The sequence below is a fragment of the Pseudoalteromonas sp. S558 genome, from assembly GCF_005886635.1.
In the GTDB taxonomy this organism is placed as follows: Bacteria; Pseudomonadota; Gammaproteobacteria; order Enterobacterales; family Alteromonadaceae; genus Pseudoalteromonas; species Pseudoalteromonas aliena.
On sequence record NZ_PNDU01000084.1, the window covers coordinates 1 to 9720 of the forward strand.

A 9720-nucleotide genomic window follows, 5' to 3' on the forward strand; every position below is an offset into this window, starting at 1 on the left:
GTACACTAGTCGGCGAATGCAAAACCGAGCAACAAAGAGGTGATTGCCCCTAGGGAGAACCCTTTGGGCAGCGCCTGTTTGGCATTGATGCTGCGTTATCGCCTATTTATGGGGAATAACCACACTACATAGGCGCTGTCTTGCCTAAATACCAAACAGACTGCTGCAAATTTAACCTTGAAAGTTCAACAGACCCTAATAAATATACCTGATTTTTACGATTAGCTAAATAAGTAAACAGAAAACAGCCTTTTTTAAACGTATTATCTTTACTTAACTAGTAATATCGACGACTAGTCTCAATACTTTTGTTATTTTGCTCATTATTATCTTTAATAGCTTATCAACAATAATTAGGAAACATTATGAAGCTTAATCGTATTATCAGTTTATCGATAACTGTGATTGCATTAATACTCAGTACCGCCTCTCTTGCAAGTAACGAACGCCGCATCGACATTGATAGCAAAGTAATAACCCAACACAAAGCGAATATAAACGGTCAACGCTTTACCTATACTGTAGCAACTGGCACACAGCCTGTTTGGGATGATAAAGACAACGCTATTGCAACACTGCAATACACTTATTACACGCGCGACAAAGTAGATGATAATACAACACGCCCATTACTTATTTCCTTTAATGGTGGACCTGGTTCTGCCTCAGTCTGGATGCATCTCGCTTATACTGGCCCTCGTGTCTTAAAAATCGATGATGAAGGCTACCCAATCCAACCTTATGGCGTAAAAAACAATCCTTACTCCGTACTTGATGTTGCCGATATTGTGTACGTAAACCCAGTTAATACTGGCTACTCCCGCGTACTGGAAAACGATAAAGGCGAACTTCCTTCTAAAGCAAAACAAAAAGAGCTATTTTTTGGTGTTAACGCCGATATTAAATACCTTGCTGAGTGGTTAAATACTTTTGTAAATAGAGCAGAGCGCTGGCGATCGCCTAAATTTTTAATTGGTGAAAGCTACGGTACAACACGTGTATCGGGCCTAGCTCATGAGCTTCAAAATAGTCAATGGATGTACATAAACGGTGTTGTACTTGTATCGCCCACAGATATAGGCATAAAACGCGACGGACCAATTAAAGCAGCTAACCGCCTGCCTTATTTTGCAGCGACTGCTTGGTATCACAAAGCACTTAAAGCCGATTTACAGGCTAAAGACTTAGACGAGTTACTCCCCGCAGTAGAGCAATTTACAATCAACGAATTGATCCCAGCATTAGCGAAAGGTGGATTTATTGCCGCAGATGAAAAGCGCCGCATTATAAAGAAAATGGCCGATTATGCAGGCTTGTCAGAGACATTTGTTGAACAAAACAACTTAGATATTCCAACTCAATTTTTCTGGAAAGAGCTACTGCGCGATCGCGGTCAAACAGTCGGTCGCCTAGACTCTCGTTATTTAGGAATAGATAAACGTGATGCGGGTGAGTCTCCAGATTATTGGGCCGAACTGACTTCGTGGTTACACTCATTTACACCAGCAATAAATCACTATTTACGTGACGAGCTAAACTATAAAACTGATGTAAAATACAATTTATTTGGTAATGTCCATCCATGGGATAGAACGGGTAACAATACGGGCGAAAACCTGCGTTTAGCAATGGCACAAAACCCATATTTAAATGTAATGATTCAATCAGGCTACTTTGATGGTGCAACTAATTACTTTGATGCTAAATATACATTGTGGCAATTAGATCCAAGCGGAAAAATGAAAGACCGTTTAAGCTTTAAAGGCTATAGAAGCGGACACATGATGTACCTTCGTCATGCAGACCTCAAGCGTTCAAATAATGACTTGCGCGACTTTATATTAAAAGCCTTGCCTAAAGAGGCTCAGGCAGCAAAATATTAATCGTCAATTTATAAATGGCTCTGCTTTGAGCCATTTTTCTGCTTTTGATCACGTTTAAAATTAAATATCATGTTATGTACGGCCGCCCCCTATTTTCAATCAGCCCTATTTTTGTAAGTAATTTAAGTAAACTTGAAAATAATTCGAGGTTGTAAAACCTTGCCTACTCAGTGCTTAAACATGCTCCGGCTTCAATCACAGGATCTTTTGCTTGATACTTTTTATGGGCCAGCATATCGCGTAAATTAAAAAGGGTTTTAAAAACACTATTGAGTCCTACTTTATTGTTAACCCAAGTAGGACTAATTCCACCTGGCAATGCGTAAACCTGATAAACGATATTTAAACTACCATTGTGTTGAGTTAACAACCAATGTGCAGTTAAGGTTTCGATTCTGACCACATTTTTATAAAGTGGCAGCTCATTTAGATACGCTTTAACAACAAGTAAACTTTGTTGCGGGGTTAATTGTGAGTAACACGAATAGGTTACAACATCTCTATTCGCTATTGGCCATGGAGAGTCAAAGTAGCTATATACAATATTTTCTGAAGGGCTTAACGTTTTAATGACACGTACTTTAGAGACATTTTCTACCCAGCGCGGAGCTACATTTGTATCACTGAGTAATTCTAAAAAGTCCTTTGCAGATACATGCTCTACATCCACCTCACCTTTAACTTCAAACGTGTTATCGCTGTGACTTTGATAATGTACACTCACTCCCTGCTTATTTTTATACTCTTGCCATGCAGGCTCTGAGAAAACGTAAAAGCATTGAATTAAAAGCACAATGCCTACGCACTTTTGAATTAAGTTGATATTACAAAAGTGCGTTACTCTCATTTTTGCCAATAAGGGTCTTTATCAAAAGACGCAAGCCGGCTTTGTTCCATAGCGCTGACTAAGTATTCAGATTTTTGCTCAAGCCAAGATTGAATTTTAGCAAGCTGCTCATCTTCCTGACCCGCGCATAGCTGCTTTAAATACTCTAGCGTGCTCAGCTCATACATACCATGGGAAATATCTAACCACGGCAGTCGAAACTCTAACCGCTCTTCATTATCAAATAAAGAGCCTAAACAATTACCGCTCAGCAGGCTATTTTCTAACTGCATTCGCAAACTCAAATAATCAGTTACGCTGAGTGTTTGCTCTTTAGGTAATAAGTGATGAAGGTTTTTCCAGTCTTTATTAAACAACCGATTTGCAATTGATAAAACCGGCTTTTCTGAAGCTTGAAGCTCAACTTGGCCCCAATCTTTACGCCATTGTTTATCTATCAGCCAAGTTGTTAGCGATAGCAGTAAACGGTTATAACGCGCACTGTGAAATAGCGCATTAATATCATCAATACTTGGCTGTAATTCTTTTAAATCATTAATAACTTGAGCTAAGGCAGGCGCTGCATTTATCTTTTTGTAAAATGCATGACGTTTAGATGTGTATGTTTTTAATTGAATCGCATTTTCTACCCATGCTAATTCACTCAACAGCCACTTAAGTTCAGTACGTAAATACTCGGTATTTTCTTTAGAAACAATATCGTCGTATAACCAAAACGTATGGCGAATTAAGCTAATGCCGTCCGTCACTCTTTTTAGCGTTTTTAAACTTGGTTTATCGAAGTAACACTGTTCGTGTTTTTGCACAAACCGAATGCCAAAATTCATCGCTTCCATCAATGCTTTTTCTTGGCTTGATGTATTCGTTAACTGCACAAACCCAATAGACTTACTTGGTTTTAAAGGTTTATCGTCTGCAAGTCGATACCCACGAGCTGCTTTTGAGTATAACCCTAAGCGGATGCAACTTTGACTTACTAACTTATCCGCTAAAGCGAATAACTCATTTCGGCTACCTTCAATTAGCTCAATTTCAAGTTCACTAATAACCTCTATCTGGCCGGCTGCTGCAATTTCCCCCTTGTCGAGTACCACTTCAATTTTCCCGCCAGTCTCTGTTTCAATTAGCCATGTACGACGAATAAAGTTAGTACTAAAAATAGGGTATAAATTTTGCGAGATTGAACTAACTTGCATACCATGAGGCCATATATCAACATTGAACGCCATCAAATTAGGGCGGTTTGAGTCAATAGGCAGGTTATACTCAGGTCGTTGATGCAAACCACCAACGACCTCGCCTGCAAGCTTTATAGTTTGCTCACATTGGCTATCTGCACAACGGGTCCTGAAACCAATATCAAGGGCTCTAAGTTCACGACTCGGCGTGTCGTAGTATGCATTTTGCAAACTGCGCGAGGGCTTATTAATAACAGTTTTAGCAAATTGAGTAATTAGCGAGGGGATCAGTGGAATTACGGCATCTGATACCAAAAATTTCAGTTCTATCTCAGTATCCATTCGGTCTGCGGATTACCTTTAAAATAAATAAGTGCTCAAAATAAACAAAGCACACACACAATGCAAATTTTTTAGCCTTATTTTGCCATCAAAATAGGGGCAGAGTTACAATATCTACCTTGCTATTACGTTATTTAATCCATACTATCTAGTTACTTATGTGACATAAAATCACGTTTATAACGGACACAGCTAGATCAACAAGGTAGATAAATGCTAAAACATTGTTTATTAGGGCTACTTTTAACAGCCACCACATTCATGAGTTACGCGCAAGAAGCGCAAGATACAAACTCAACGGATGAAAATACCGCCTATATTATCGATAACTTATATACTTTTATGCGCTCAGGGGCGAGTAAAGACTATAGATTACTTGGCTCTGTAGATGCGGGAACAAAATTAACTGTGTTATCTGGCGAAGAAAATGGCTTTATAAAAATTAAAGATGATAAAGAGCGTGAAGGCTGGATCGAAACTAAATTTGTGACTAAAACAGCAGGCTTAAAGCAACAATACCAAGTATTGAGTGACGAAATAAGCAACATACAAGAAAACCTGCGTACTGCTCAAATTAAATTACCGCAGTTACAAGAACAAAATCAGGCTTTAACAGATCAAAACCTACAGCTGTCTGAGCAAATTGCTCAATTAAAAGCGACGTTACAACAAGAGCGGGCTCAAAAAGAATCTGTCAGCGCCCAAGAGAAGCGCCAATTACTTACTTATGGTAGTGCGATTGCTTTCTTAGGCTTGTTTTTAGGTATCATTTTAACAATTGTACTATCGCGTCGTAAACGTTACGAAGGCTGGGCATAAAACGTAATTAATGTTTGGGGTAAAATAACCTGTGTATTTTACCCCTATTAGTTACTTATCAAATATCAATTAGTAATCCCTTATCTTCTTTTATTTTTTCAATAACCATATAAGTATGGTGCGTACCTACGCCCGGAATATCGACTAAGTCACCCAAAACTTGCCTATACTCTTCCATATTAGACACTCGTATTTTTAATAAGTAATCATAGCCACCAGCAACCATGTCACATTCAACAACTTGTTTAATTCTTATAACATGCTCTCTGAACACCTTAAATACAGCGGTATTTGAGGCAACAAGTGATATTTGCACATGTGCAACTAAACTTTGGTTAAGTTTTGCTTCACTTAACTTGGCGTAGTAGCCTTCGATGTAACCCTCTTGCTCTAATCGTTTTACACGATCAAGGCATGGGCTAGCGCTCAAATTAACCTGCTTTGCGAGGTTAACATTAGAAATTCTGCCGTTCTTTTGGAGAACGTCTAATATTGCTAAATCGATGCGATCTAACAGCCGTAATCTATTTGGAATTGTCATAACAGAATTTTATGCGGATAAGTTAAATTTATGCCCTGTAAATTATCGTAAAACGCGAAATTTAACCAGCATATTCTGCTGAAATTTAATTAGAATGCACACATTATATCACTGGTAATTTATTGGTAATTAATTTTACTTTAAATCTTAACACTCCTGGGAGTTGCTTATGTTATTCAAAGGCGATTTGACAACACACTGTCCTATCAGACAAAAAATTCGTGACTTTTACCGCATTGATGAAAATGCGGTTATTGATCATATTTTACCGCTTGCAGAAGTCGGTGTAAAAGCACGAAGTCGTGCATGGGAAAGAGCTCGCCAGATTGTTTTAAACATTCGTAAAGAACAAGATGGGCAAGGCGGTGTTGACGCGCTTTTAAATGAATTTTCACTATCAAGTGAAGAAGGCGTTGTATTAATGTGTTTGGCTGAAGCCTTACTTCGCGTACCAGATAAAGCAACTCAAGAAGTTCTGATCCGCGACAAGTTAGCAAAAGGTGATTGGAGCTCTCATTTAGGAAGCAGCGATTCTTTATTTGTAAATGCGTCGTCATGGGGATTATTAGTAACCGGTAAAATGGTTAACTACACAGATAAAACGAAAGAGCAGCAGTTTGGCATGCTTAAAAGAACCATTGGTCGTTTAGGTGAACCGGTTATTCGTAAATCTGTAAATTTTGCTATGAAAATTATGGGTAAGCAATTCGTTATGGGTCGTACCATTGACGAAGCAATTGAACGTGCTGCCGATACAGAGCAAAAAGGCTATGTATATTCTTACGATATGCTAGGCGAAGGCGCGCGCACAATGAAAGATGCGACGCGCTACTTTGACAGCTACATGAATGCAATACACGCCATTGGTAAAGCAGCAAACGGCCGCGGCCCAATTAAGAGCCCTGGTATTTCAGTTAAACTTTCAGCTATTCATCCACGTTATGAGTTCACTCATAAAGACCGTGTAATGGCAGAAATCGTACCTAAGTTGAAAGAGCTTGCGCTTGCTGCTAAAAAATACGATATCGGCTTTACGGTTGATGCAGAAGAAGCTGATCGCTTAGACATCTCTCTTGATGTGATTGAAGCCGTATTTAGCGATACAGACTTAGGCGATTGGCAAGGGTTTGGTTTAGCGGTTCAAGCGTATCAAAAGCGCGCTATTTTCGTTATAGAGTGGCTAACAGAACTTGCGACCCGCGTTGGTCGTAAAATGATGGTACGCCTAGTTAAGGGTGCTTATTGGGATACAGAAATCAAAACCACACAACAAGATGGTTTAGAGCATTTCCCTGTATTTACGCGAAAAGCCACAACCGATGTTTCTTACAAAGCATGTGCAATTAAAATGCTTGAAGCGCGCGGCGTGCTTTACCCGCAATTTGCAACCCACAACGCTTACACGGCAGCTACTATTTTAGAAGTTGCAAAAGGTGATAACACCGGCTTTGAATTCCAACGCCTGCACGGTATGGGTGAATCATTATTCGACCAAATCGTCACCGAGGAAAAAATTCAGTGTCGCGTGTACGCACCTGTTGGTCAACACGAAGACCTACTTGCGTACCTTGTTCGTCGTCTATTAGAAAACGGCGCTAATTCCTCCTTTGTAAATGCAATTGTTGATACAACAAAACCGGTTGAGTCATTACTGCCAGATCCAGTAGAAACACTGCAAGGCCTGCGTAACAAGTACAATACGCAAATCAAAATGCCGATTGATTTATACGGTGAAGAACGTGCTAACTCTAAAGGCATGGATTTAACCGATATAAACGTTATCACCCCTTTCAAAGAAAATCTGGAAAGTTGGTTTAACGAACATCTCATTGAGCAAAGTCAAGTACCTGAAGGCTCACTGGCTGTTAAAAATCCAGCGAATCATAAAGAAATCATCGGTCACGTTAAATTACAAACTGGCGAAGAGATGAAAGTGCTATTGGCTAACGCTGAAGCGGCTTTTGAATCGTGGTCACAAACACCGGTGAAAGAACGTGCAAATTTACTGCGTCGTGTTGCTGATATTTTAGAGCGTCATCACGACGAACTAGTCGCTATCTGTATTAAAGAAGCAGGTAAAGTAGCACAAGATGGTATTGATGAAGTACGTGAAGCGGTTGATTTTTGTCGTTACTACGCAGCGCGTGCTGAGGAGTTATCGCAAGATGAACGCTTTGAAGCCCGTGGCGTTATTCTATGTATTAGCCCGTGGAACTTCCCGCTTGCAATATTCTTAGGGCAAGTTGCCGCTGCGATTGTTACAGGTAACACTGTAATTGCTAAGCCTGCAGAGCAAACAAGCTTAATTGCCCTTCGTGCAATTGAACTTATGCTATCAGTTGGCTTACCTGAACATGTTGTTCAACCTGTTATCGCTCGCGGTAGTGAAGTCGGTAAGGTGATTGTGCCAGACGAACGCATTCAAGCAATTATGTTTACCGGCTCGACAGAAACCGGGACGTTAATTTCGCAAACGCTGGCTGCTCGTAACGATATTCAAGTACCGTTAATTGCAGAAACTGGCGGTCAAAACTGTATGATTGTTGACTCAACAGCACTTCCTGAGCAAGTTGTTGACGATGTAATTAGTTCTGGCTTTCAAAGCGCAGGTCAACGCTGTTCGGCTCTTCGTGTTTTATTTATTCAAGAAGATGTAGCTGATGGCATAATCGATATGCTAAAAGGGGCACTTGCTGAACTGCATATTGGCGACCCATCGTTACTATCTACCGATGTAGGTCCTGTGATTGATGAAAAAGCACTTAAAAACCTAAACGATCATGTTGAGTACCTAAAGGGTAATGCGACGCTTCATTACGAGTGCAAAATTCCTGATAACACACAAAATGGTGCATTCTTTTTTGCGCCTCGCTTATACGAAATTAAAGACCTATCGGTACTTAAACGTGAAGTATTTGGCCCATGTGTTCATATTATCCGCTTTAAATCGAACGAACTTGATAATGTGATGGATCAAATAAATAATACAGGTTACGGCTTAACAATGGGTGTGCATTCGCGTATTGAAGAGCGCTGTGAGTACTTAGCTAAAATGTCACGTGCAGGTAACGTATACATTAACCGCAACATGATTGGCGCTATCGTTGGTGTGCAACCGTTTGGTGGACGTGGTTTATCAGGTACTGGCCCTAAAGCCGGCGGCCCTAACTATCTACAACGTTTAGTAAAAGAAAAAGCATCGCCAGACAACGTGCAAATGACTAACCTAACGCCTGACGAGCTTGATTTACACCACTACAGCGGTGCAAATGAGCAAGTTAAAAAGCTAATGGCTAATTCAATGCGCGATGAAAAAATCTGGCGTGCAACACCACTAAACGACCGTGTTTCGGCTGTGCGTCAGTTACTAGCTAAAATTGCAACAGTAGAGATCATAGACGACTTAGCAGACGATTTAGCATTAACATTATCTGAAGCACGCGCTCAGCTTAATCGCCTTGAAAAGCACATGCGTAAATTTACTACTCTTCCAGGGCCTACAGGTGAGTCTAATACCCTTCATCTAGAAGCACGTGGTTGCGTAGTGTGTTATGCGGATAAGAGTACATCATTTAACTTCTGGGCACTGTCTATTATTACTGCCATAGCTGCAGGTAACACAGTAATTACAGTAGCGTCTGAGTTATTTTATGATGAAGCCGTTGCCTTTAAAGATAAGTTTATCTCGACTGGCGTTGCTGAGGGCGTTTTCCAAGTAGCCAAACCTAATCAGTTACAAGCTATCTTGGCGCACCCTCATTTAGCGGGTGCCGTAGTGGCTGCTCGTTCGTCTCGTTTTGGCTACTTTAGCCAACAACTTGCACAACGCAAAGGCGCTATTTTACCCGTGATCAGCTCAGAGTATTACGATACGCTAATTAAGCGTCTTATCACTGAAAAAACAATCAGTATTGATACAACTGCATCGGGTGGTAATACATCACTAATGACGCTTGTTGAAGACGATGAATAATTAGCTTAAAGCTAGGGCGTGTTGCTCTTTGTGGATTGAAATTTGTTCAATCTAGGGGCGGTTGAATCGCGGCGCGAGGTTTGTAACCTAGTGTGCTAAGTAAAAACCGAGCAACAAAGAGTCAACCGTCCCTAGAA

General features: G+C 40.3%; 6 protein-coding genes. 3 read left to right on the forward strand and 3 right to left on the reverse strand.

What is annotated here, in order from left to right:
* The first annotated feature begins 365 nt into the window (after positions 1-365).
* Positions 366-1883, forward strand: coding sequence for a S10 family peptidase (locus tag CWB66_RS06850; protein WP_138584791.1), 1518 nt, complete (start codon positions 366-368; stop codon positions 1881-1883).
* Between the two features lie 163 nt (positions 1884-2046).
* Here the strand turns inward: CWB66_RS06850 and CWB66_RS06855 are convergent, their stop codons facing one another.
* Together CWB66_RS06855 and CWB66_RS06860 are read right to left on the reverse strand one after the other, a co-directional pair.
* Positions 2047-2730, reverse strand: a complete 684-nt coding sequence (locus CWB66_RS06855) for an START domain-containing protein (protein WP_138584793.1) — start codon at positions 2728-2730, stop codon at positions 2047-2049.
* Positions 2727-4250 carry a CYTH and CHAD domain-containing protein gene (locus tag CWB66_RS06860; RefSeq protein ID WP_138584792.1) on the reverse strand — a complete coding sequence of 508 codons (1524 nt, stop codon included), beginning with the start codon at positions 4248-4250 and terminating at the stop codon, positions 2727-2729. The genes CWB66_RS06855 and CWB66_RS06860 overlap by 4 nt, the downstream gene beginning before the upstream one ends.
* Before the next feature lie 213 nt (positions 4251-4463).
* On the opposite strand from CWB66_RS06860, the gene CWB66_RS06865 reads away from it, so the two are divergent.
* Positions 4464-5069, forward strand: a complete 606-nt coding sequence (locus CWB66_RS06865) for a TIGR04211 family SH3 domain-containing protein (RefSeq protein ID WP_077535739.1) — start codon at positions 4464-4466, stop codon at positions 5067-5069.
* 58 nt (positions 5070-5127) lie between these two features.
* Here CWB66_RS06865 and CWB66_RS06870 read toward each other — a convergent pair whose 3' ends face one another.
* On the reverse strand, positions 5128-5610 hold the full coding sequence (locus CWB66_RS06870) for a winged helix-turn-helix transcriptional regulator (RefSeq protein ID WP_077535740.1): 483 nt from the start codon (positions 5608-5610) through the stop codon (positions 5128-5130).
* Between the two features lie 169 nt (positions 5611-5779).
* On the opposite strand from CWB66_RS06870, the gene putA reads away from it, so the two are divergent.
* Positions 5780-9583: a bifunctional proline dehydrogenase/L-glutamate gamma-semialdehyde dehydrogenase PutA gene (putA, locus tag CWB66_RS06875; protein WP_077535741.1), complete on the forward strand. Its 3804-nt coding sequence runs from the start codon at positions 5780-5782 to the stop codon at positions 9581-9583.
* Positions 9584-9720: the final 137 nt, after the last annotated feature.

What these genes read in the sequence shown, in the direction of transcription:
- CWB66_RS06850 (WP_138584791.1), top strand. Translation starts at nt 366, where the DNA reads ATGAAGCTTAATCGTATTATCAGTTTATCGATAACTGTGATTGCATTA.
- CWB66_RS06855 (WP_138584793.1), bottom strand. Translation starts at nt 2,730, where the DNA reads ATGAGAGTAACGCACTTTTGTAATATCAACTTAATTCAAAAGTGCGTA.
- CWB66_RS06860 (WP_138584792.1), bottom strand. Translation starts at nt 4,250, where the DNA reads ATGGATACTGAGATAGAACTGAAATTTTTGGTATCAGATGCCGTAATT.
- CWB66_RS06865 (WP_077535739.1), top strand. Translation starts at nt 4,464, where the DNA reads ATGCTAAAACATTGTTTATTAGGGCTACTTTTAACAGCCACCACATTC.
- CWB66_RS06870 (WP_077535740.1), bottom strand. Translation starts at nt 5,610, where the DNA reads ATGACAATTCCAAATAGATTACGGCTGTTAGATCGCATCGATTTAGCA.
- putA (WP_077535741.1), top strand. Translation starts at nt 5,780, where the DNA reads ATGTTATTCAAAGGCGATTTGACAACACACTGTCCTATCAGACAAAAA.